The organism is Microcoleus sp. B5-D4 (genome assembly GCF_036705145.1).
In the GTDB taxonomy this organism is placed as follows: Bacteria; Cyanobacteriota; Cyanobacteriia; order Cyanobacteriales; family Microcoleaceae; genus Microcoleus.
The window spans coordinates 47,273-69,731 of sequence record NZ_JAUBTV010000017.1 but is presented as its reverse complement, the minus strand read 5'-3'; the positions used below and the strand labels follow the sequence as shown (position 1 = coordinate 69,731).

General features: G+C 44.9%; 18 protein-coding genes. 7 read left to right on the top strand and 11 right to left on the bottom strand.

Features of this window, described 5'->3' with window-relative positions; genetic code table 11:
• Positions 1–95: 95 nt before the first annotated feature.
• Positions 96–872 carry a Uma2 family endonuclease gene (locus tag QUB10_RS11025; protein ID WP_333202007.1) on the bottom strand — a complete coding sequence of 259 codons (777 nt, stop codon included), beginning with the start codon at positions 870–872 and terminating at the stop codon, positions 96–98.
• A gap of 284 nt (positions 873–1,156) precedes the next feature.
• Between QUB10_RS11025 and QUB10_RS11020 the strand changes: the two genes are divergently transcribed.
• Positions 1,157–1,639 carry an FxLYD domain-containing protein gene (locus QUB10_RS11020; RefSeq protein WP_333202005.1) on the top strand — a complete coding sequence of 161 codons (483 nt, stop codon included), beginning with the start codon at positions 1,157–1,159 and terminating at the stop codon, positions 1,637–1,639.
• A 221-nt stretch (positions 1,640–1,860) separates the two neighbouring features.
• Positions 1,861–3,588 carry an ABC transporter ATP-binding protein gene (locus QUB10_RS11015; protein ID WP_333202003.1) on the top strand — a complete coding sequence of 576 codons (1,728 nt, stop codon included), beginning with the start codon at positions 1,861–1,863 and terminating at the stop codon, positions 3,586–3,588.
• A 211-nt stretch (positions 3,589–3,799) separates the two neighbouring features.
• Here QUB10_RS11015 and QUB10_RS11010 read toward each other — a convergent pair whose 3' ends face one another.
• Genes QUB10_RS11010 through QUB10_RS11000 form a run of 3 tightly spaced genes read right to left on the bottom strand, consistent with a single transcriptional unit; the run spans position 3,800 to position 8,950 of the window.
• Complete coding sequence (locus QUB10_RS11010) at positions 3,800–4,243, bottom strand: PIN domain-containing protein (RefSeq protein ID WP_333202001.1); 444 nt, start codon at positions 4,241–4,243, stop codon at positions 3,800–3,802.
• Complete coding sequence (locus tag QUB10_RS11005) at positions 4,231–4,470, bottom strand: hypothetical protein (RefSeq protein WP_333201999.1); 240 nt, start codon at positions 4,468–4,470, stop codon at positions 4,231–4,233. The genes QUB10_RS11010 and QUB10_RS11005 overlap by 13 nt, the downstream gene beginning before the upstream one ends.
• Before the next feature lie 19 nt (positions 4,471–4,489).
• The gene (locus QUB10_RS11000) at positions 4,490–8,950 is read right to left on the bottom strand and encodes a WD40 domain-containing protein (RefSeq protein WP_333201997.1); all 4,461 of its coding nucleotides are present in this window, start codon (positions 8,948–8,950) and stop codon (positions 4,490–4,492) included.
• Positions 8,951–9,780: 830 nt separating this feature from the next.
• Between QUB10_RS11000 and QUB10_RS10995 the strand changes: the two genes are divergently transcribed.
• Positions 9,781–10,137 carry a hypothetical protein gene (locus tag QUB10_RS10995; protein ID WP_190740317.1) on the top strand — a complete coding sequence of 119 codons (357 nt, stop codon included), beginning with the start codon at positions 9,781–9,783 and terminating at the stop codon, positions 10,135–10,137.
• Between the two features lie 58 nt (positions 10,138–10,195).
• Here the strand turns inward: QUB10_RS10995 and QUB10_RS10990 are convergent, their stop codons facing one another.
• The 3 genes from QUB10_RS10990 to QUB10_RS10980 all read right to left on the bottom strand — a co-directional run bounded on the left by QUB10_RS10990 (position 10,196) and on the right by QUB10_RS10980 (position 13,906).
• Complete coding sequence (locus QUB10_RS10990) at positions 10,196–11,158, bottom strand: YegS/Rv2252/BmrU family lipid kinase (RefSeq protein ID WP_333201995.1); 963 nt, start codon at positions 11,156–11,158, stop codon at positions 10,196–10,198.
• Between the two features lie 246 nt (positions 11,159–11,404).
• Positions 11,405–12,133: a DUF3891 family protein gene (locus QUB10_RS10985; protein WP_333201993.1), complete on the bottom strand. Its 729-nt coding sequence runs from the start codon at positions 12,131–12,133 to the stop codon at positions 11,405–11,407.
• 180 nt (positions 12,134–12,313) lie between these two features.
• Complete coding sequence (locus QUB10_RS10980) at positions 12,314–13,906, bottom strand: metallophosphoesterase (protein WP_333202070.1); 1,593 nt, start codon at positions 13,904–13,906, stop codon at positions 12,314–12,316.
• Positions 13,907–14,144: 238 nt separating this feature from the next.
• Here QUB10_RS10980 and QUB10_RS10975 point away from each other — a divergent pair, with 238 nt between their 5' ends.
• Together QUB10_RS10975 and QUB10_RS10970 are read left to right on the top strand one after the other, a co-directional pair.
• Positions 14,145–14,381, top strand: coding sequence for a hypothetical protein (locus QUB10_RS10975; protein ID WP_333201991.1), 237 nt, complete (start codon positions 14,145–14,147; stop codon positions 14,379–14,381).
• A gap of 121 nt (positions 14,382–14,502) precedes the next feature.
• Positions 14,503–15,681, top strand: coding sequence for a DNA cytosine methyltransferase (locus tag QUB10_RS10970; RefSeq protein WP_333201989.1), 1,179 nt, complete (start codon positions 14,503–14,505; stop codon positions 15,679–15,681).
• Positions 15,682–15,705: 24 nt separating this feature from the next.
• Here QUB10_RS10970 and QUB10_RS10965 read toward each other — a convergent pair whose 3' ends face one another.
• Genes QUB10_RS10965 through QUB10_RS10955 form a run of 3 tightly spaced genes read right to left on the bottom strand, consistent with a single transcriptional unit; the run spans position 15,706 to position 18,613 of the window.
• Entirely contained in the window at positions 15,706–18,126 is a 2,421-nt protein-coding gene (locus tag QUB10_RS10965; protein ID WP_333201987.1) for a dynamin family protein, read from the bottom strand.
• Positions 18,127–18,179: 53 nt separating this feature from the next.
• On the bottom strand, positions 18,180–18,410 hold the full coding sequence (locus QUB10_RS10960; protein ID WP_333201985.1) for a type II toxin-antitoxin system HicB family antitoxin: 231 nt from the start codon (positions 18,408–18,410) through the stop codon (positions 18,180–18,182).
• The gene (locus tag QUB10_RS10955) at positions 18,407–18,613 is read right to left on the bottom strand and encodes a type II toxin-antitoxin system HicA family toxin (RefSeq protein ID WP_106148795.1); all 207 of its coding nucleotides are present in this window, start codon (positions 18,611–18,613) and stop codon (positions 18,407–18,409) included. The genes QUB10_RS10960 and QUB10_RS10955 overlap by 4 nt, the downstream gene beginning before the upstream one ends.
• Before the next feature lie 231 nt (positions 18,614–18,844).
• Between QUB10_RS10955 and purB the strand changes: the two genes are divergently transcribed.
• Together purB and QUB10_RS10945 are read left to right on the top strand one after the other, a co-directional pair.
• On the top strand, positions 18,845–20,140 hold the full coding sequence (gene purB / locus QUB10_RS10950) for an adenylosuccinate lyase (RefSeq protein ID WP_333039418.1): 1,296 nt from the start codon (positions 18,845–18,847) through the stop codon (positions 20,138–20,140).
• A 300-nt stretch (positions 20,141–20,440) separates the two neighbouring features.
• A complete protein-coding gene (locus QUB10_RS10945) occupies positions 20,441–21,166 on the top strand; it encodes a M15 family metallopeptidase (RefSeq protein ID WP_333201983.1) in 726 nt (241 codons plus the stop codon).
• Between the two features lie 74 nt (positions 21,167–21,240).
• Here QUB10_RS10945 and QUB10_RS10940 read toward each other — a convergent pair whose 3' ends face one another.
• Positions 21,241–22,080, bottom strand: coding sequence for an SH3 domain-containing protein (locus QUB10_RS10940; RefSeq protein ID WP_333201982.1), 840 nt, complete (start codon positions 22,078–22,080; stop codon positions 21,241–21,243).
• Positions 22,081–22,459 lie beyond the last annotated feature (379 nt).

Sequence of the window (22,459 nt, the reverse complement as noted above, 5' to 3'; positions counted from 1 at the left end):
CCCGTGCATCTAATTCTTGTGGGGAGTAGGGGTTGGGCTTCTAGCCCGCCCAAAAATACAATTTAGATGCCCAACAGCTTATGGCGTACAACTTATCAAATAATCTCGTCCGGGTTAATTCCCCGATCGCGCAAATATTCAGCCAGTCGTTCGGCCCGTTCACGTTCGTGATCGGCCCGTTCACGTTCGCGTTCGGCCCGTTCACGTTCTCCTGCTAACTGTTCTACACCCCATAAAAGCAGATTTCCTGCTTCATCCCACCAGCGCAACCAATAGCCTGAACGCTGTTCTTTCTCCCCCCGCCACGTTCCTAAATACAAACCAATATCTGCCATCCAGTGACGACCTTCCGCGTCGGGAAATTCTAATTCGTATTTGCCATTTTCCAAGCGATATACTTCCAGCAAGCCTGTTTCTGGGTCAAAAATGACGTAAGTTGGTACTTGCAGAATTTGTTCGTAAAAAAACCACTTTCCAGGAGGAAAAGTACGTTTGACAGAATATTCGCCGCCGTCTGTTTCTGACAAGAATTCCATGACAATGGTGGGAATTTCTCCTTCCAAGTTTGGGGTATAACTTTTGCGGTCTCTTCTCGATTCGGCAGGCAGTACCGACGGTACATAAACCCAATCTGGTGCTTTGATGACTAACTCGCCGTTGACTGTAGCGCAAATGCCAAAGTTGCTGGCTATCAGCATTCGTGGCCCGATCGATCCTCTCAGTTCTAAGATTTCTCGCAGTGCTCCAGCAATTAGCGGTTGACCTGTATTCTCCACTGGTTTTTCTTCTAATTGGAAGTCGTCGGGCAACTTCTCCCAAGTTACGATCAGTTCTAACGTTTTTTGTCCTGGGTTATTTTGAGTAACGACCATGACTTTATTTTCTAAATTGTGATGTCTTATGATAGCATAATTTAAATAGTTGACAGTTGACAGTGAGCTTTTTAGATTTGTAGGTTGGGTTGAGGAACGAAACCCAACACATCCTTGCCGCGAAAAAGTTGGGTGCAGTGAAACGGAGGGTTAGTTCACTCGTGCCCAAGCTACGCAATCTCATTTTTATAACATTAACTGAAACCTATTTATATATAGATATGTAAGCGGAAATTTTAGGTAAACTATTTAGTAAAATTAACTTGAAAAAATCCTGAATAAATATGAAAATTTTACATTTAACCGTAGCTTTATCGAGTTTGCTAATATCGCCGATATCTGCTCGTCCTTGGCTTGCAGACGCTACAAATACACTGGCTCAAAATTTACCAGTTGATGAGCCGTTTTGCTACATGAAAACCCCCGACGGCAAAACAGTAGACTTGGGCAAATTGTGCGATAAACAGCCAGCATCGGGAACTGCCAAAACTTGCATTCCCGGTTCCAACATCGCTGCAAAAGTGTCAATTGCGGCGGCAAATTATGACGGCAACTTTTTTAGCGGTCAAGTGCTTAATCAAGGCTGCAAAACAATCAAAAATGTCAAAGTCAATTATGAAGTTTTGGACGAGTCAGGCAATTTAATTGACAACGGATTTATCTTCGCTCAACCAGTTACTCTTGCACCCGGACAGTCAGCCACCTTTCGGGGTGCAGTTGTCGCGGGGGCTAAGGTAGTAGCTACTCATGCAGACGCTCAAGAATGATTGTTGAGATTTGTCCGATCGCTGTTATCATATTCTGGCTCAGATATCTCTATGACTTACGCAATGAGTGACCCAGAGATCCCCCTAAATCCCCCTTAAGAAGGGGGACTTTGAATAATAAATAATCTTGTCCCCCCCTTATTAAGGGGGGTTAGGGGGGATCGAAGTTTGAATATTCTTGCAGAGATCCCCAAAAACAGAATTTGCGAGGGCAAAATATCTTGAAAACTCGATCGACATACTGGCAAATCTTACCCTACCTCCGTCCCCAAAAACAAACCATCGGTAAAGCATTAGCTTGTACCGTAGTATTTACCATATTTTGGCCGATTATAGCGTGGCTAGTTGGCGAAACAGCCAAATTTATAGGTAAAGGAGATTTACAAGGGTTCGCTCAAATTGCTGCACTCAGCGCCATTATATTTCTAATTCGCGGTACAGCCCAGTACGGTCAAGATACGCTGATGGCAAAAGCAGCTTTGACTATTGCTTTGGAAATCCGCAAAAAAGTCTACTCCCATCTTCAAAATCTCAATATCGGCTACTTTGAAACCGCCAAAACCGGAGACTTATCCTACCGCCTCACCGAAGATATTGACCGCATTGGCGAAGTAGTAAATAAATTTTTTCATCAGTTTATCCCTTGTGTTTTGCAGCTAATTGCCGTCCTGGGATATATGATTTATCTCAACTGGCAATTAACCTTGGGTGCATTAATTATTGCACCGCTGATGGCTATTTTAATTGGTTGGTTTGGTGAGAAACTGCTAAGTTACTCGCGCCAAAGTCAAAATCGCATCTCTGATTTATCCGCGTTGCTGACTGAAGTATTCAGCGGCATTCGCTTAATCAAAGCATTTGTGGCTGAAGACTACGAAATTGCCCGCTTTGCAGAAGAAGCAGAACAAAACCGGCGCGCTAAGTATTTGTCAGAACGAATAAAAGCACTTCAATTCGTTGTAGTTGGCTTTCTGGAAGCGATGAGCGTAATTTTGCTCTTTTTCCTGGGAGGTTGGCAAATTTCTCAAGGAAATCTCACAGGTACTCAATTTATCAGTTATATCGCAGGGGTGGCACTTTTAATTGACCCGATCGCCATTACCACTGCTAATTACGGGGATTTTAAGCAGGGAGAAGCTTCTAGCGATCGCATTTTTGAATTATTAGCAATTCAACCAACAGTAGTCGAAAAGCCTGGGGCGATCGAACTTCCCCATGTTACAGGCAAAGTCGAATATCGCAACATTAATTTTGCCTATAACTCAGAGACACCCATTCTGCAAAACATGAGTTTGTTGGTGCTTCCGGGAGAAATGATTGCTCTCGTGGGTGCATCCGGTGCCGGTAAAACTACTTTAGTAAATTTGTTACCCAGATTTTACGATCCGCAAGCGGGACAGATTTTAATTGACGGTATTGATATTCAAGATGTCACCTTAAATACTCTGCGGCGGCAAATTGGAATTGTACCGCAGGAAACTATTCTTTTTTCGGGTACGATCGCTCAAAATATCGCTTTCGGTCAATCTTATTATGAACTGAAAGATGTTCAAAAAGCTGCGGAAATTGCTAACGCTCATCAATTTATTAGTGAGTTTCCTGACGGCTATCAAACTTGGGTGGGAGAAAGAGGTGTAAATTTATCTGGGGGACAAAAACAAAGAATTGCGATCGCCCGTGCAGTTTTGCTTAATCCGAGAATATTGATTTTGGATGAAGCGACATCGGCGCTGGATTCGGAATCCGAAGGTTTAGTGCAGGAAGCGCTGGAAAGATTGATGCGCGATCGCACGGTGTTTATTATCGCTCACCGCTTGGCTACTGTGCGGAGAGCCGATCGCATTTTAGTTTTGGAAAAAGGCAGAATTGTGGAATCGGGGACGCACGAGGAGTTGCTCGAAAAGGGCGATCGATATGCTGGCTACTACGCTCAGCAATTTAGTCAGTAGGGTACATTAGAAACCGGGTTTTTGACCGTTTCTGCTGGCCTCAGCGAAGTATGCTCGTAAAAAACCCGGTTTCTGACTACCCGTGGGTCAGCCCTATCAGAAATCGTATTTTGTCATCTGCCTTCCCCGAACTTAACCTGACGGTTGAACAGGTTTTCAGATATATTCAAAGGGAAGAATAGCATTCTTTTGGGAAGGCGATCGCCTATGATTATGATGCCAAAACATCACTCAGGATGACAACAGATAGATGGGGCACATTACGAAATCCATTGTCATTGGTGAGAAACAGCGTACAACCTTCACTGATGGCGGTCGCAGCATGAATAGCATCAGGGGTTTTGAGATGGGTATTAGCCCTTAAATTAGCTGCTGTTCTCAGTACAGATTGAGTGATGGGAACTAGCTGTATATCTGAGGATAATAAAAGTTGTTCGTAGTCACTGACTAAGATATTGTTAGCATTTTTAAGAGGGAAAACTAAGGTTTCCATTAACGTCAATTCACTGGTCATAAGTTCAATTTCACCTGTTTGAAACTTCACCCACAAGGGTTGAAGAAGCGAATAGTAATTCGGGTTAGCTTCAACGGTGTAAATAATGACTTGTGTATCCAAGTAAATTGTAGCAGAGGATGGTAGGTTTAGTTGTCCCATGAGTTTCTTTCTTCTTCTAGTTGCCGGTCAATGTCTTCAACAGTTCTGGAAACATGACGGCTGCGGATTTCTGTAAGTAATTCCAACACTTTACGCCGCCCCCCTTGAGGCTTTTCTGGTATAATCACAAAAACTTCAACCTCTTCACCAACAGATCCAGGCGGCACTTGAATTTCAAGTTTATTTCCTGCCAGAACTTTGGTGGTAATCCGTATTGCTGACTGCATACTTCCTCCTTTGCGACGATTAATTTTCCACAGCCCCTAAAGCTTTGAGCGTGGCTTTCTCAACTTCAGTTAAACCCGTAACGCCCGTGATATTCATCTCCTCATAAGGTCTGTCACTTTTAAGTATTTTGAGGCACTCACCCGTCTCAACATCCCAAAGTATAATTGTGCCATCCCGACTACAAGCAGCAATAATTTTTTCATTTGAACTGAAGGCAACTGAGTTAATTCTACTGGTATGATCTTGCAAAATTTTTAGACATTCACCTGTACGGATATCCCATATTCTTACTGTTCCATCTACACTTCCACTAGCAACTATTTCACCCGAATAACTAAAGGCAACTGAACGTATCCAATCAGTATGCCCGTGAAAAATATTGAGGCATTCACCGCTGTTGATATCCCATAGTCTTACGGTTTGATCGATACTTCCACTGGCAAGTATTTCACCGTTCTGGCTAAAGGCGATCGCGCGTACCCAACCCGTATGCCCCTGCAAGATTTGGAGGCATTCACCAGTATGGATATCCCACAGCCTCACCGTTCCGTCAAAACCTTCACTGGCAAATATCTCGCCCAAAGGACTGAAGACAACTGAGTTTACTGAACTATTATGTCCTTGCAAGGTTTTGAGGCATTCGCCAGTACCGATATCCCACAACCTCACCGTTTGGTCATAACCTGCACTAGCAAGTATTTCACCCGAAGGACTGAAGGCGATCGATCGTGTTTCATTGCCAAATTCTGGCAAAGTATGAAGGCATTCACCACTGCGAATATCCCACAGTTTCAGTGTTTGGTCATAACTAGCGCTGGCAAGTATTTGACCCGAAGGATGGAAGGCAACTAAGTTTACCCGATCGAGGTGTCCGTGCAAAATTTGGAGGCACTTACCGCTGCTGACATCCCACAGCTTGACAGTTTGTTCGTCATCGCCGCTAGCAAGTATTTTACCGTTTGGACTGAAGGTGATCGATATTACTTGATTGCTATACCCTTGCAGTGTATTTAAGCATTCACCGCTGTCGATCGCCCACAGCCTCAGCGTTTGGTCGTAACTACCGCTAGCAAGTATTTCACCAGCCGGATGGAAGGCAACTGACCCTACTTGATTGCTATGCCCTTGCAAAGTATTCAAGCATTCACCAGTGCGGATATCCCATAGTTTTGCTGTGCGATCGTGACTTCCACTTGCGAGTATTTCGCCCGAAGGACTGAAGGCTATTGACCGTACTCGATCGCCATGTCCCTCCAAAGTTTTGAGACATTCACCGCTACCGATATTCCAAAGCTTCACTGTTTTGTCGGCGCTTCCACTAGCAAGTATTTCACCCGCAGGATGGAAAGCTACTGAAAACACGTTTTTGGTATAACCGTGCAAAATTTTGAGGCATTGACCAGTACCGACATTCCACAGCCTTACTGTATTGTCGCCGCTGCCACTGGCAAGCATCTCACCAACAGGATGGAAAGCGACTGAAAATACAACTTTAGTATGGTCTTGCAAAATTTTGCAGCATTCACCCGTGCGGATATCCCATAACCTGATCGTGCGATCGAAACTCCCGCTAGCGAGTATATTTCCATCAGGATTGAAGGTGACTGACATTACCGATCCGGTATGTCCATGCAAAACTTTTAAACATTCACCAGTCTTGACATCCCATAACTTGATTGTATTTTCATAACTCCCGCTAGCAAGGATTTTACCATCAGGACTGAAGGCGACGGACTCCACTACGTTGGTATGTCCTGTACAGGTCAATATTTCTCTGCTACTGCTAGCTTCCCACAAGCGAACTACGCCATCAGTATCACCTGTAGCTAACAGTTGGCCATCAGGACTAAATATTACCGATCGAACGCTGCCGAAGATTTTAGTAAAAGCAGAATTAGCCAAATTAGCTTCAGCAAAATTGACGTGGCGCAGCGTCGCATTTGTAAAATCAGCACCTAAAATAACGGCACTAGAGAGGTCTTTACCTTCTAAAGCAGTCTTGTCCTTTTTTAACAACAGCGTCGCCGCATTCCCTCCCACATAATCTACTTCACTTTCACTTTGACCCCGCGTTGCTTCCAGAATTTCTATAAGCTGCCACAACCCGGTTTCTGAAACCATCGGCAACAACAAATCCATGACTGCTTTCGTCAGTGGTGCTTGCCCGAAACTCTGACGAAGTTTACTTAAATTTTCAGCAACAAATCCCTGCAAGGGGGCGATAAGTTCGTTGTTATTTCTCTTCTGAGCCTGAAGCCGACAATAATTAGACCAAGTGTATAATTGAGCCTCAGTATTAGGATTTACACAAGACTGTTCCGGCGCAACTAATTCAGTAAAATCTGCGGCCAAAACTCCCAATTCCGCTGCAAATTTATAAGCGACAAAAAACTCTAATAACGAACGGTGCGCCGGAGTATAATCCCCATCTGCATTGCGGATTAGCATCGTTTGACCCATCATGTCATAGTGCCAGTGGTCTAAGTCTTTTTCCTCTTGGACGACGGAACCAAACAAGCTGCGAATGCGATCGGGAAAACCGCGATAATTCAGGCTCATTTGGTTGGTAGACAGCATTTCCCAAGACAGTTCGCACAAAAAGTAAAGCTTATCTGCTAACGAAGTAAAGGTGCGTTCTGCTTTGATATCTCTCTCTATCTTCCGCCGCACCGCATACAGATAAATCCGCGACATATCGACTGGTTTTCCAGCTTCAATATCGGGCAATGCTTCCAAAATTAACTCTGTCATCACAGGGCGACGCGCTAAATCCAATAGTTGCGGGTTTCCCATCACTTTTTCTACTGTCGCCGCTTCTGTTTGAAATGACAGCGCTTGGCTAATTTGTTGGTCGTTAAATTTCTCTAATTCTAAGACTTCAAATTGGGGAGTTTCGCCGGTTAAAATGGTTGTTGATGCTTGCAGTTCTGCATTGAACAATGCCCGTCCTTCCTTGCCTTCAGGAAAGTGTTCGGTACGGCAAGTGAGGATGACTTTTGCGCCGGGAACGACGGCTTTTGCTAGTTCCCAGAAGTTGTTGATGGTTTCTTGCCGATCGCACTTAGCGGCCATTTCATCAAAACCATCGAAAATCAACAGAAACTTGCCCATCCGATTTAGCTGTTCAAAAGCCGAATAACCCGCCAAAGGTATCTCGTGTTTCCGAAAGAAAAACTCGGAAAATAGCGACTCGACACTAACTGCTTTGGCGTAATCTCGCAGCGGAATTACTAACGGTAAACGCGGACGTTCTAAGCCGCGCTTTTGAGCATTTCGGTAGCGTTGCAGCGCCATCCAAGCATAGTGCATCGCAAACCAAGTTTTCCCGGTTCCAAATTCTCCTAAAACTGAAATATGTTCTTTTACTGGGTCATCCAACCACAGGTCAATATAACCTTCAATCCAGCCATCTCGCTCGCCATAATGACTCACGCCTATCTTGCGGTGAGTATCGGGGTCAATTTCTTCTTTTGTACAAGCTAGCGGCACATATTTGGTATCAATTTCCCTGTTTTTGATTTCAGTTTCTAGCCAATCGAGATAAGCGGTAAAATCGGCATCTTGGTCGAGCAATTCATCGAAGGTAAAGCAAGCTATATCGCTATTTTCATCTTTTTCTACTTCATCCCGCGCAGCGCTACTGATGCGGCGGGCTGTGACTAACCATCCTTCATCGGTGCGCTGTTTTTCCACCGACTCGCGCAGGGCTGAGATGTCTCTGAGTCCGGCTTCTCCGGCAATTCCGCGCACTAAAATGCGATCGTACCGATTGCGTCTGACAGGAACATTGATAATCCACTCAAAATAGTTATCCTCCGAGATTTGATAGGTTTCAAACTTATAACTTAATGTTTCAAACCACCCACGAACTTGTTGTGATAAAATAAAAGCTTGAGACTTTTGAATATTAGTTGATGCTGCTGCCGGAAGTGCGGGATAATCTTCGGCTTCCAACCGCGCAAATTCGGTGCGAATTCCTTCGATAGTGGGAAGGCGTTCGATGCGATCCATTACCATAGATAGGCGTTTTTGCAAAGAGGATATCGCATTTCCCACCATCACATCTCCCAGCGTCCGCGTCCGCTTTGCTACTTCCATAAACACGGCGGCAAATGCCATGAATTCCCGTCTGGGGTCAATGCCTAAATCTCGAATTTCTTTGCCTAAAGCACTTTCATTCAGATATTCATCGCCTGCTTTAATTAAAATGGCTGGGCTGTCGGACTCGAAGGCTTTGCGAAATGCTGATTCAATCTCTTTTTGGCGAAACAGTTCTAAAATCTGCTTGGGTTTGCCAGCGCCGTATTCTACTAAAGTATAAACATAAACTCCGCTAAAATCTGCCGGCGGAGCATCGGGGTCGAGGTTAAATTTTTTTAAGAGTTTGATGACAGTTTCGTTGCGCTGAAACTTGTCTTTGATGGTGCCGAAGGGAATTGTCGTCAGGATACTGATAACTAAGTCGAGACTAATTAACATGATTTAGGCTTTCCTGTTTTTCCGTGGAAGTAATGCTCAAATCTCGAATCGGTAGGCTGTGTCCCTGAAATGCGCTGCGGGCGATCGCAAACTGCTCTATTTTTATGTTAACCCATCAGCGAACTGTCGCCCACTGACATTCCGAGATTTTCACAGATATTCGCACAGTCCGACATCCCGCCAGGGGTTGAAACCCCTGTCGAGAGAGCGAAACTCCTCTTGCATAGGACTGTGGAATCGTATTTTTATTTAGTAATTTGATTCAACCCAGATATTGAATGATATCAAATCTATTAACATCAGAATTATTAATCTCTCTCTTCTCTTTCTCTGTGTTCTCTGCGTTCTCTGTGGTTAAATCATTCCGATCGAACGCTCGATGTTGCACAAAGAGTCAATAAAGGGATTTTCGATGGGGTCGGGCGGGTTTATTTAACCTATTTGCACCCCAAAAGGCTCTGGGCGAACCCGCCCCTACTTCACACGAATGGTGCAACATATCATATCCAACCGAAATTGATATGATATATAATAAGATTGCTTGATGAAATTCAATTCACAACTCCGAGAATTTTGAATAAATTCTTCAGTCCTATTAAGAGGACTTTAGCTTTGAGGCAGGGGTTGAAACCCCTGCCGGACTGTCAGATAGTGCGAAATCAGACGGCGGAAAATCAACCAAAAATATTACCATTTTTTCCGCAACCTGACAACGATAATATCGAGAAAAAACCGACATATATTGTAGTAATAATAGCTCTCAGCTTAGTGGTCATCTCAGAGTTGACAAAGTTAAAATATAGATAACTAACAAATAAAACTTGCTATCTATGAAAATACAATCTTCTGTCTTAGTCCACCTGGGATTTGGCAAATATGTACGCTCCGATCGAGTAACAGCAGTAATACCAATTGAAGAAGAACGGGGGCCTGGTCGGCGCACTTTCGTGCACGTAGACGGCGAAGCAGACCCGATCGTTGCTTCGCGCGCGGAAGATACAATTGTTCGCGATTTGGTGCAGGAACCGCGCGAAATAACTCAAGCTCGGCAGCAACAAGAAATCCTGCAAGATTTGCTGGCAGATTTGAGCAATGTTAACGTCACCGTGCGCCGCATCAGCCGCGATGAAGGCGGACTCGATCTCGAACGTTTGGAGCGCCGCATTCGCCAAATTTTAGAAGCCTAAAAAAGAAAGACCGCCCGGGCGGTCTTTCTTTTTGTTTCTGTCGCTCAAAAATTTAACTTCATGGTTTCAATGTAATTTCGATGTCCGCTAAACCAGTAAGTTTTTCTACCACTGGCTCTTCTTCAATTCGCGGTACAAAAATAGTTAAACCTCCCGGAACGCACTCAATAGAAACCGGAGTCATGCCGATGATTTCCCCGTCTAAAACCACTTTTTGAGGCGGATCGGTAGTAATTTTTATTTTTTTTGCCCGCAAATAACCGATGTCGTCGCGATCGGTAGGATTGCCACTCAAAGCTGTTTGCAAAAGGTGATAAGAAGCTGCGATCGCCCCTGCTTTATTCTGAGGCGCAACCAGCGTCACGTCCAGCAAGCCGTCATCAAAAACAATCCCCGCCGGGCCTTGAGCTAAAATCGAAGTAGCCGGCGCTGCATTCGCCACTGTCACGGCCACAGCAGTAAGGCTGATAATTTTATCTTCGGTTTCGATTTCCGCTTCAAATCTTTCTAAATTGTTTAACTGTTTAATTCCTGACAGAATGTAAGCCAGCATTCCCCAGCGATTCTTCATTTCGCGATCGGCTAGTTCGACGGTTTCCGCCTCAAAACCCACTCCCGCTAACAAAACCATCGGCATTTCACCGTTGCAAATCGCCGCATCCACCACCCGCGTCAACCCTCCAAAAATAGTGGCGCAAGCGGTTTCAATTGTATTCGGAATATCTAAAGCATTAGCAAAAGCATTAGCCGTTCCCCGCGAAATAATTCCTAAAGGAATATTTGTGCCGACAATCGCCCCAGCAACTGCTGATAATGTGCCGTCGCCCCCGCAAGCAATAATTTCCTCAACTCCTCTATCAACTGCTTCGCGGGCGATTTGATCTGCGTCTAATTCTGGGGTTGTCAGCCGAATGTCTAAGTCAATAAAAGGCTCTAAAAGTTCCTGAATTTTAGCTAAGTCTTGGTCGGGGTCGCTGTTGCCGGCGACGGGATTGAAAATTAGGCAAGCTGAACGTTTCATAGTTTGTAATAGGTAATAGGTAATACGTAACGTTTATATCGAAGTTTCGCTCCCCCTAAATCCCCCTTGATAAGGGGAGTAGGGGTTGACTTTGAGTGTTCTTGTCCCCCCCTTATTAAGGGGGGTTAGGGGGGATCAATACTCAACTATAACCCTTATTTAGACATGGTTTTAACATTAAGTTAACACAAATGCCATGCCCGCTAAACTTCGACAACAACCCTCACCTATTTTTCAAAGGTTTAGTTAAGACTTCACAAAAGTCCACTCTAAGACTTCGCGGGGAGCTTTGTGCAACGCTTCCTTAATTTCCTCGTTGCTGTCAAACTTGACTTGATTCAAATTGCACGCTTCGACGTTCACAGTAAACTTATCTTCTTCAAAAGGCCAAGGAGTTACAGTCACGAGTTCGTTGCTGTGCTGTACAATATCGTAGCGCTTGCCGTCCGGGCCGACAGCAATTTCTAAAGCTCGTTCTCCGGCGGGTAACTCGCGGCAGCAAAGAATTAATGATAGCCGATCGCACCACTGGAAAAAAGCATAAGCTGCCTTAGCATCTTCCTCGGAAATATTCAACTCTTTTTGCCATTTTTTTTGATTTTCCAGTTGTTCGTCCAAAAACTCGTCGAGTTCCTTCGACTCTCCCCGCTTTCCTTCGTTGAGATAACTCATGTGCATAGAAATCAGCATGGCTACCCACCTACCACGATATAGGGAATTCTCCGTCATGGCTTTAATTTTCGGCAGAGAAGTTTCCGTCTGCAAGGTAAAATCAAAGGGCGCGCCCGCTTCAGTCAAAATATTTTCTTCCCACTCTTTCTCCAAATCATCGTGATGCGAAATCGCGGCTATGGTTTCGTACAAGCGAAGCGGAGATTTCGATCGCTTCCACTGTCCGCCAAGTTGGGCGGCGAGCAAAGCGTGGGCGCGGTGGTAAATAATTTCCCAGCCGGTGGCGGTTAAGTTAGCAATCATTGAATTTTTCTCCTGAATTAAGTGAAGTTGGTTTTGTGGAACAGGTATCTTGCCTGTTTGGGCGGGCTCGCGTGCCCAACCCACAATCAAATTGAATTTTTGTGGAACAGGCCGGAAAGCCTGTTTGGGCCGGCTAGAAGCCCAACCCCTACTCCCCACAATCAAATTGAATGACTGATGTTAAATCACAAAAGGTTCGATCGAGATCTCCTGCCATTTCCCCTCAAATCGTTCGACAACCATAGGTCGGATGCGGAACTTCGGGGGGCATCCGTCGAGAACATCAATCCGCAAACACGAATAAGGACGGCGTTTGTGGGAACCTTGACCGCTGCGGCCGACAAATAGCAAAGACTCCGCTACCCGCCGGCTGGCTGTTTCCGAACCAGACTCCCGCGCCAAGCGATAAGCTTCAGGACTCAATGCTTCCTCCAACACCGGCCCTTCCGGGCGCTGGCGGCGGAGACTGTGGCCGCTTCCCCCGCAGACAATCCAATTAATCCCAGAGTCGCCGTGTCCGGTATTCCCAGTCCGCAGGTATTCCAAACAGTGAGCGTGGCCCGTCAGCACCAAATCTACTAGCGGACGCCCCCGCGCCACATCCCCAACTGCATCGGCCACCCCGTCGAGTACCTCGCGCAATCGCCACCGAACCGCCAAAGTTTGAGCTTGATTCCACTTTGTCGCCTCGGTCACGTAGGGGGGATGGTGCAGGTAAATTACCCGCCCCCGCACCTCGGAATCGCCCCAAGAGTTAATCAGCCTTTTTTTCAGCCATTCGAGCTGTTCAACGTCGGTGGCGGCTGTTTTGTCGGGGGACAGTTGTTTGTCAATATCCATCAGCATTTCGTCAACTTGCTCTAATTTGGCGGTCAAGTCGTCTAGCTGTTCGTCTTCCTCGGGAATCTCCGGCTTGAGCCGATCGCACATTTCGAGCATTGCCAATTTTTCTTGTTCCAACTTCTGGCGATCGAGTTCCAAATTCTGGCGGCGAATGTCGCCCTGTTTGGTTTTCGGGATCGGTAAGGGTTCGTTGAAGGTGTTGGAGTCGAGGGCGAAGAAGTCGATGCCGCCGCTGCGGAAGGTGTAGTAGCGGTTGGGTAAGCGGGTAAAGTGTCCGGGTTGGTAGCGGATGCAGCGGCCTGTGCTGGTGCTGGCGGTGTAGTGGGCGTCTAGGTGGCGATCGAGTTCTCCCGGCATTTTGTGAGCTTTGAGGTAGTCGAGAAAGGCTTTGGCGTAGGTATTTCCGCGATCGGAACCGTGCCAGCCGACATCGAGATCCAACTTGGCACCCAACAGCCGCCGCAGCGGCAAAGCTGTCGCCGACAGAAGGCCGTAGACTATCGGCAAGTCGTAATAGTCGTGGTTTCCTGGTACGGGCAAAAACGGAAAGTTAAACACCATGCGATCGTAGGCAATCCGAGAGGGATGCTCGCCGCCGACTATAAATTCTCGGTAAGGGCGAATAAAGTTTTGCAAGTAATATTCGCTGGAACCTACGAGATAAACTACATCGCCCGTGTGGAGGACGAAACGGCAAGTTTCGCGCTCGGAGACCATCTGTTCGGCAATCTGCCGCTGGGGATTGTAACCGCGGTGATTGCCCGTGCCGCTGTCGCCTACGACTAAAAACGAAAACTCTGGAGAGTCGGTGGTTTGAGATTCTAAAACCATCCGAGTTTGGTCGATTCCCCGATGGACGATCGACTGTTCTTGCCACCGCACCCGCTCGTTCATTTTGCGGATTTTGACTGTTATTCGCGGGTCGGACACGAATTTCAATTCACCTAGTCTCCCAAATTGCTGAGTTCCTAGTTAATCATAGTGTAGCGATCGGGCGAGTTTTCACATCTCTCTAAAAGCTGAAAATCGAGGCGCGGGTACTCAGAAACCAGGTTTTTAGGAGAATACTGCCTGACAACTGACATATTGCACCATTCTCAATAAGCTTTTTAGGAACAGGCAAGATGCCTGTTCCACAATAAAATTCATCTCTTGTGGAACAGGCATCTTGCCTGTTCTTGAGAATGGTGCAACATCTCAGTTACAACTCACATCTTGTCGCATTCTCAATAAGCCTGTTATGGGCGGACTCTGGGGCCCAGCCCACAAAAAAATTCACTCTTTGTGGAACAGGTCGGAAAGCGTGTTAAGCGAGAATGGTGCAATATGTGAGACGATCGCACTCTCCGACTCCAAGGGCGATCGAGCCCTACACCCTGGCCCAAGTGGGCAACATCAGATATAGCAATCCTTGCAGGAGTCGTAAACTTTTTACCCCACCCCAACCCTCCCCTTATCAAGGGGAGGGAGTAAGAAATTCACAAATGATGCGAGGATTGCTATAGAACGCAGTAAAAAAATATAAAATGGAAGCAATACAACTGTCTTTGTTCTCAAATGAGTCAGAACCAATTCCTGCCAAAAAGCAGAAGAAAGCAAAATTAGGGCGTTACGAACGCATCCAACGCGAACTAGAAGCAAATGACTGCGACCCCTACAAGATATTCATTGATATTGAATCTCAGTCACTGCCAAAATCAGACTATACATTTGTCGATCTTTTTTGCGGTGCTGGCGGCATGACTCAAGGTTTATTGCAAGCAGGTTTTCGACCAGTAGCAAGTGTTGAAATTAATGCGATCGCCTCGGCAACTCACACAAAAAACTTTCCCGATTGCCATCACTTGTGCGACGATATAAAAAACTTAAATCCCCAAAAGTTGCTCGCTGAAATCGGTTCGCCAGAAGTTCATGTTGTTGTAGGCGGCCCGCCGTGTCAAGGCTTCTCAGTTGCAGGCAAACGCGACCCCAACGACCCTCGAAATCGCTTATTTAGAGAGTTTGTCCGCGTTGTCTCTGAAATACGTCCTTGGTATGTTGTCATGGAAAACGTACCCGGAATATTGACTATACAAAAAGGAGCGGTTAAGCAAGCGATTTGCGAGGCTTTTCAGGAAATTGGCTATCCCAATATGTCCGTTGCTGTTCTGGAATCAGCCGCCTATGGAGTCCCGCAAATCCGCCCGCGAGCGATTTTTATTGCCAATAGATTTGGGATGCAAAATCCCTATCCGAAGCCGCAATTGTTGCCCGAACAATACAAAGCGATTGAGTCAGCAATTGATGATTTACCAGAGTATACTCCCATACCACAAATTAACCACGAATGGACTCGTCATTCTGTTGAGTACATGGAAAGACTTGCTCAAGTTCCACCAGGCGGTTCCTTGTACGAAAGCTACGCCGATGCTTTCAAGCGACAGTATCCGGGAAAACCGAGTATGACTGTTAAAGAAAATCACGGTGGCACTCATATTCATCCTTATCTCAATCGCGTTATTTCAGCTCGCGAAATGGCTAGATTGCAAAGTTTCCCGGATTCATTTATTTTTGAAGGTTCAATGAAAAAGGCCATGTGGCAAATTGGAAATGCCGTGCCGCCTCGTTTAGCAGAGTGTATCGGCTTTGCACTTATTCCATATTTGGCAGATATTACTTTGAACAAAGCTAGTTTAGTTAATAAGTTCCTGTTCGAGAAATCTTAAATTAGTAAAAAACGTAAGCGCATCTCAGCTTGCTATTAATGGTTTTGTCTGACTCAGAAGTTCATTAGCCTTCTCTTTCAACTTATCGACCTGTAATTTATCATTACCTACTGAAAAGGATTCAAGCGCTTGCTTTAATTCTTTCAATGTTTCTAAAGGTAAAGCTTGAGCTTTTAGTGATTGCTCCAAATCCTTCCTATAATCACCTAGAAGAGAGTCTAGATCATCAAAGTACCTTTTAATTTGTTTATCCAATGATTGCTCAATCAATCGGTTAGATTGTTCTTGAATTTCTTCGACTTTATTGTCAAAGAATTTAACTATTTCACCCTTGAAAAGGATTATGTTAACTGTATATCTTTCTTTATATACATGTTTGTCTAAGTTCACACCGAACCAACCAAAAAAGGTGCTAACTCCACCATAAATTGCGCTCAGTATTGGATGGTTAGCTACCATTGCCACTAAACGAGCACCAAACTGCACCAACAAACCACCAAATGCTTCTTCTAACAATGCTGTGAGTAAATCAGATAATCCATACCCTCTGAATTCAAGATCAGGGGTATTCACTTCTATGTGAATATCAACTAGCTTGAGTATATCTGGCTTAAAAATAACATCAAAATCTCTTTTTAACCGATCTTGAGCGCGTTCAATAATAGGCTTAGTTTCATTATCTAGTGACTCGGATAATTTTTGAATCCTGCCTTCAGTCTGTGTATCCGTCTGTTTACAAGCGACATCCAATTGACGTTCAATAATTTGCTTCGCCGAAGCTGCTATTTGCTCAGCGAATAGCTTGGCATCTTGCTTACTATCAAATTCAAATTCATCCTTATCTCTATTAAACCTATTGGATATGTCGTCCCACAAATTGGAAAATACTTTTATAGCAGAATCTAAAACATACTTTTTCAATAGTGTGTCAAGTTCGTTTTTTACGTCTTTTTTGAGGTTTTCTAGGTTGGCGTTTACCGTTTCCTTTATTTGCTTTTTTGTTTGGGCAACCTCTTCATCTAGATTCCGACGGCAAGCAGCTAGACTAGAAAGCTCTATTTTAAGATCCTCAATTGCTTGCTGGAGCTTTTCAGCATTACTGTTAATGTAAGTCAGGTCATTTTTTGCATTATTACATAAATCATTTAGATGAATAAGACAACGATTCAATGCAAACTCCATGCAGCGGGGGGCAACTTGTCGCAAAATTACATTAATTGCTTCTTCCAGAAAAGATGCAAACTTTGATGCTTTCCAAAGTCTTACCGCTTTCTTTTGTAATTCCTCTACAGTTACATCCTTGAGTTCATCCTCCCAATCAACAGGCCAGACTTCTCTAGCTAATGCTTCGGCAGCTTCAGGATCTTTAATATCTTGACTACTGAGAGATGATTGACGGAGAAAATCCTTAGCGCAGAATGCTTGCCTAGCAGAAACTTCAAATACGCGGTCTGTGTTGGCAAGTTGGAGGTTATTAGCAACAAATTGTTTTACCATTTCGGTATCTATGTCACCTCGACGACGCTCATCGATTTTATTAACTAAAACATATAAATTTTTTTGACTGCTTGTTCTAATAACTTTGTGAACTTCTGCTTTAATCTTTTCGGCTGCTTCAGCCCTCAATTCAGTGAAATTCAGGACAAGTAGCACAAGTTGGCTACGCTTAAGTTGCTTGGAAACTACAATTTCTAGCTTTTCGCTGACTCCGGCTTCACTTGGCCCAGGCGTATCAACGATTACAAGATTACCTAGCTTCTCTAGTTGTTGATTTTGCTCTGTTCTGAAAAAAGGAGTTTCGATAGATGGAATGTCATTGTCATTAAGCAACTGGAGAGGATCTCGAGCTTGGGATACTGCCAGAATATTGCAAAGACGGATAATATGATTCAACTCTGTCAGGATCTTGTTGATATTCTTACTGCCAGAGATTTCTTCTGAAATTCCAAAATCTCTATCGCTGTGGATTTCTTCGAGTAAACTTGCTAAATGCGGATATTCACCAGTATGCTTAAGAACTTCTTCCATCCCTTGCTGCTGAATTTGCTGCCTGATAGCATCCAATGCTTTCTTAAATGCTTCACAAATTCTAGGACTCAATTTTAGAATCGGCTCTGCAGCATTTTCTTTCAATACAATCTCTGTTGGCAGTGTGGTCATCGCTGTAGCAGAACTCGGCAGGAGTTCTTGACCAATAATGGCATTAATAATTTTGGATTTGCCAGCATTCATCGGTGCGGCAATAGCCATTCTGAGTTTTAGGTCTGTGACTGTACCAATCTCCTTTGCAATTTCCTGTTGATATATCTGGTACTTGTTTTCTGAGCTATCCTCAGACTTAAGTTCTTTGCTAGCGCGACCCATCAGAGTGCTAACTTCTTGTAACAGGGCAATTACCTGTCTTTGCAGGTCTTGGACATTTGGGTTGGAGGCTTGAGAAGTCATAGGGTTTTTAGTTGGTGTTTATGGTTAATGATAGCAGAGATTGTATAACAACTTTAAGCAATCTGTAATCGTTTCCCCAACGTCTGAGGTTCTGGTAGAGGTTTGCCATCTTCTTGATAAAGTTCAATCAATGTTTCTAACAATTCTTGTCCGTGTTTTGCCGCTTCTTCGTAAGTGTGTCCGTGAGTGCAAGGCTGCATGACATCGGTAAATTCAGGCAAGCTGACAACAAAAAGCTGATCTTCTTTTGACCACTGGATGATGAGACTATAATGGCTATTCATTCTTCTATCTCCTTCAGTTTCTGCAAGTCAGAAATTACTCTTTTTTCGTGATAATTTGGTGCATCATCGCCATCATTACCTGATAATGTAATTTTTTCAGGTAATAAAGGGTGTTCCCATACGGTGTGACTGCCTTTTCCCTGTCTGTAAGTAAAGCCTGCTTTTAGTAATAGGCTTTTCAATTCTCTGATTTTTTTAGGCATGAGTGATGCCAGCTAACGGGGTTTAGGATATTGTAGCCGATCGCCCAAACTACAAAAATATAAAAACCTAGTTTCTGCACTCCAACCAAAGAAACCGGGTTTTTACGAAAAGACCCGTTGTAGCCCGCAGATTCGGTAAAAACCCGGTTTCTGGGCCCCATGCTAAATCCTATGGCCCTTGCATCGCCTCGCAGAGGTACAATAGGACGATCGCATTCCCCAACTCCCACCGTGATAGAGCGCTACACTTTGCCCGAAATGGGCAACATCTGGACTGAAACCGCCAAACTGAAAAGCTGGCTGCAAGTAGAAATCGCTGTCTGCGAAGCTCAAGCCGAACTCGGCTACATCCCCGCCGCCGCAGTCGAAGAAATCAAAGCTAAGGCTAATTTTGACCCCAAACGAGTCCTCGAAATTGAAGCCGAAGTCCGCCACGACATGATCGCTTTCTTGACAAATGTCAACGAATATGTAGGCGATGCCGGCCGCTACATTCACCTCGGCTTAACCAGTTCCGATGTGCTGGATACTGCTTTGGCGCTGCAATTAGTCGCCAGCGTCAATATCTTGTTAGAACGTGTCGAAGAATTGAGTCAAGCTATTCGCTATCAGGCTCAACAGCATCGCAATACCGTCATGGTTGGCCGATCGCACGGAATTCACGCCGAACCCATCACCTTTGGCTTTAAACTAGCAGGATGGCTGGCAGAAGTCTTTCGCAACCGCGCCCGATTAGTGAATTTGCGATCGTCCATTGCAGTCGGCAAAATCTCCGGCGCAGTCGGAACCTATGCTAATATTGACCCGCGAATTGAAGCGATCGCCTGTCAAAACCTCGGACTCGAACCGGATACCGCATCCACTCAAGTCATTTCGCGCGATCGACACGCCGAATACGTCCAAACCTTAGCACTCTTAGCAGCATCGATCGAGCGTTTTGCAGTAGAAATCCGCAACCTGCAACGCACCGACGTTCTCGAAGTCGAAGAATTCTTTTCCAAAGGGCAAAAAGGCTCATCCGCCATGCCCCACAAACGCAACCCGATTCGATCGGAAAGACTGACAGGAATGGCTAGAATCGTCCGCGCCAACGCCGTCGCAGCCTTAGAAAACGTAGCGCTTTGGCACGAAAGAGATATCTCTCACAGTTCCGTAGAACGGATGATTTTGCCCGACAGTTCTACAGTAACTCACTTCATGTTAGTAGAAACCACAGACTTAGTAAAACACCTGCTAGTCTATCCCGAAAACATGAAACAAAACATGAACCTTTACGGCGGAGTCATCTTCAGCCAGCGCGTCATGTTAGCCTTAGTAGAAAAAGGCACAAGTCGCGAAGACGCATACAAAATTGTGCAATCTTGTGCTCACGAAGCTTGGAACAAACCGGGCGGCAATTTCTACAATTTAATTGCTAAGGACGATCGGGTAACAGCTAAGATGACCACCAAAGAAATTGATGATTGTTTCGATCCGCAATATCAATTGAGGCACTTAGATTTAGTGTATCAGCGCTTGGGAATTTGAGGACAATTAACAATTAAAAATGACTCAGAGAGAAAAGAGAGCGAGCGTTCTCGCGCTTGTTTCACAGTCCGCCGGGGGTTAAAACCCCCGTCTCATAGCTAAAGTCGGTTAAAACCGACTGAAAGACTCATAAAATAAAAGTTTTAGAGAAATATTTCAGTCCTCTTCAGAGGACTTTAGCTATGAGACAGGGGTTTCAACCCCTGTCGGTCTGGCGGGATGACAGACAACACGAAAAGCGCGAAAATTCCCCAAAATATCCAATGTAAAAACTCTATTAAATATCCACTTAACACAGCTATGAAATTAAACCGATTTACAAAATATTTAATTGTATTCGCTCTAATATTACTATCTACAACCACACTGAATTATACAACATCTATTAGCGCCCAGGAGCCGCCACAAGTGCAAATTACCCAACCCGAACCCAACCCAGTAGTACCTGAAAGCATTTTCATGAGTCAACTTCCCAGTGGAGCACGACTGGTTGACATCCGCACTGTAAATCCCAACATTCGCCTCGATATCCGATACGCCACTACTAACAATTTTTTGAAACGAAAACTTTACCCTATATCGAAATGCGCTTTGAGAAGTTCTGTTGCTCAAAAGTTAGGGCTAGTTCAAACAGATTTGGAAAAAATCGGATTGGGTTTGAAAGTTTACGATTGCTACAGGCCTTTCTCTGTCACTAAGCAAATGTGGCAAGCTTGGCCAGATCCGCGCTATGTTGCTAATCCTGCTAGGGGTTCGCGGCACAATCGCGGTGCTGCTATTGATTTGACTTTAGTCGATCGCACTGGCAAAGAATTAGAAATGCCTACTCCTTATGATGATTTTACCGAAAAAGCTCACGGAGATTATCAAGGCGGCAGCGCAGAATCTCGGAAAAATCGTCAAGTGCTTAAGGATGCGATGAAAAAACACGGATTTATGGGTATCACAACCGAATGGTGGCACTTTGATTCGGAAGATTGGCAGAAATTTGCAATTCTTGATATATCCCTTGGGGCGATTCCTTAATTATACTATTGATTAAAAGTCGCAGATCCGGGTAGGAAGATGGCACTCCCGTGTCCTTACAGATATCAGGGAAATTATCGCACTTGTACCGAAAATTCGTATTCATATCCCCGGAAATTCGAGTCTAATTGTAATGTGTAATTGCCTGTTACTGGCACTTTTCCAGTCCACTCTGTTTCATTGCCTTGATAAGGCTCTCCTGCTAATAGTTGGCCACGAGGAGTTATAATTTGCGGAAAAACATCTTTCCGATTCCTAACAGTCATTGTTTGACCTTTTCGGGCGCGAATCCGGTAAGAGTGGCTGCCGCCGCCGATAATTCGACCTTTAACAATTGCCTCATCTCCTCCCGGCCGAAAATTAATCTGCTGGTTGACGTTAGAACAACTGCTTTCGGTGCGGTTTTTGGCAATCCAACCGGGCGGATCTGTAATTCGCAGCCAACCGTTTTGTTCTTCGGCGACTGAAACAAAGGTATTATTTTTAAGTTTTCCTACTATTTGGCTGCCCCTTACTTGCGGGATCGATCGCACATTTAGCGGTGGATTCGGATCGCTGACTACAGCCATACTGATTTTGCAACCCGAATTTGGCGGTGTGACAACTACTGGCTCAACTTTTGATCCAGAGACTCCTGCAACTACCGAGGATTGAACAGCCGGGGTTTTTGCAGGTTGGGGTGGGGATTTCGGAGATTCTGCAGCCGGGGTTTGTGCTTGCAGAGGTTCTGGTTGCCGAGATTCAGGGTTGTTCGTCGGCCCTGCAATCTGGTTTCTGGTGGATGCCGGTGATTCAGCGAGGGGAGGATGGGATTGTTTCATCGCACCCGACTGTATAGTTGCAACAGCCACTCCCACCGCTGTTGCCACTCCTGCTAAGCTTACTGTGATGATTTGACCCTTCGTAAATGACATAAAAAATCCTCTCTGTATCTATACTAATAATTTTTGTTTGGGAGTTGAGGCGATCGCCAGTTAATTTATAGTGGAAACACCTAGTGCGGGCCACAGGGTCATTCGATTTTAGATTTTAGATTTTGGATTTTGGATTGACTTGCGCCAGATAAATTCGGGGGCTTGAGGATTTTAGATTTTCGATTTGGGATTGATTCCACGGATAAATCACGTGGCGGGTACCAGCTTTGAAATTCTTGGTCAGGATTTTTAGATAAAATTTCAGATCCATAATTGTCGCAATAATTTGAGTCAATATATACTGGACGCCTATACTGATGGTAATCTTGCTCTGGGTTATTTGCGCGCAAATTTGCGAAAGTAAGCGTTCAGCGCGAGG

Coding starts and splice junctions, on each gene's coding strand:
- QUB10_RS11025 (WP_333202007.1), bottom strand. CDS start 872: ATGGTCGTTACTCAAAATAACCCAGGACAAAAAACGTTAGAACTGATC.
- QUB10_RS11020 (WP_333202005.1), top strand. CDS start 1,157: ATGAAAATTTTACATTTAACCGTAGCTTTATCGAGTTTGCTAATATCG.
- QUB10_RS11010 (WP_333202001.1), bottom strand. CDS start 4,243: ATGGGACAACTAAACCTACCATCCTCTGCTACAATTTACTTGGATACA.
- QUB10_RS11005 (WP_333201999.1), bottom strand. CDS start 4,470: ATGCAGTCAGCAATACGGATTACCACCAAAGTTCTGGCAGGAAATAAA.
- QUB10_RS11000 (WP_333201997.1), bottom strand. CDS start 8,950: ATGTTAATTAGTCTCGACTTAGTTATCAGTATCCTGACGACAATTCCC.
- QUB10_RS10995 (WP_190740317.1), top strand. CDS start 9,781: ATGAAAATACAATCTTCTGTCTTAGTCCACCTGGGATTTGGCAAATAT.
- QUB10_RS10990 (WP_333201995.1), bottom strand. CDS start 11,158: ATGAAACGTTCAGCTTGCCTAATTTTCAATCCCGTCGCCGGCAACAGC.
- QUB10_RS10985 (WP_333201993.1), bottom strand. CDS start 12,133: ATGATTGCTAACTTAACCGCCACCGGCTGGGAAATTATTTACCACCGC.
- QUB10_RS10970 (WP_333201989.1), top strand. CDS start 14,503: ATGGAAGCAATACAACTGTCTTTGTTCTCAAATGAGTCAGAACCAATT.
- QUB10_RS10965 (WP_333201987.1), bottom strand. CDS start 18,126: ATGACTTCTCAAGCCTCCAACCCAAATGTCCAAGACCTGCAAAGACAG.
- QUB10_RS10960 (WP_333201985.1), bottom strand. CDS start 18,410: ATGAATAGCCATTATAGTCTCATCATCCAGTGGTCAAAAGAAGATCAG.
- QUB10_RS10955 (WP_106148795.1), bottom strand. CDS start 18,613: ATGCCTAAAAAAATCAGAGAATTGAAAAGCCTATTACTAAAAGCAGGC.
- QUB10_RS10945 (WP_333201983.1), top strand. CDS start 20,441: ATGAAATTAAACCGATTTACAAAATATTTAATTGTATTCGCTCTAATA.
- QUB10_RS10940 (WP_333201982.1), bottom strand. CDS start 22,080: ATGTCATTTACGAAGGGTCAAATCATCACAGTAAGCTTAGCAGGAGTG.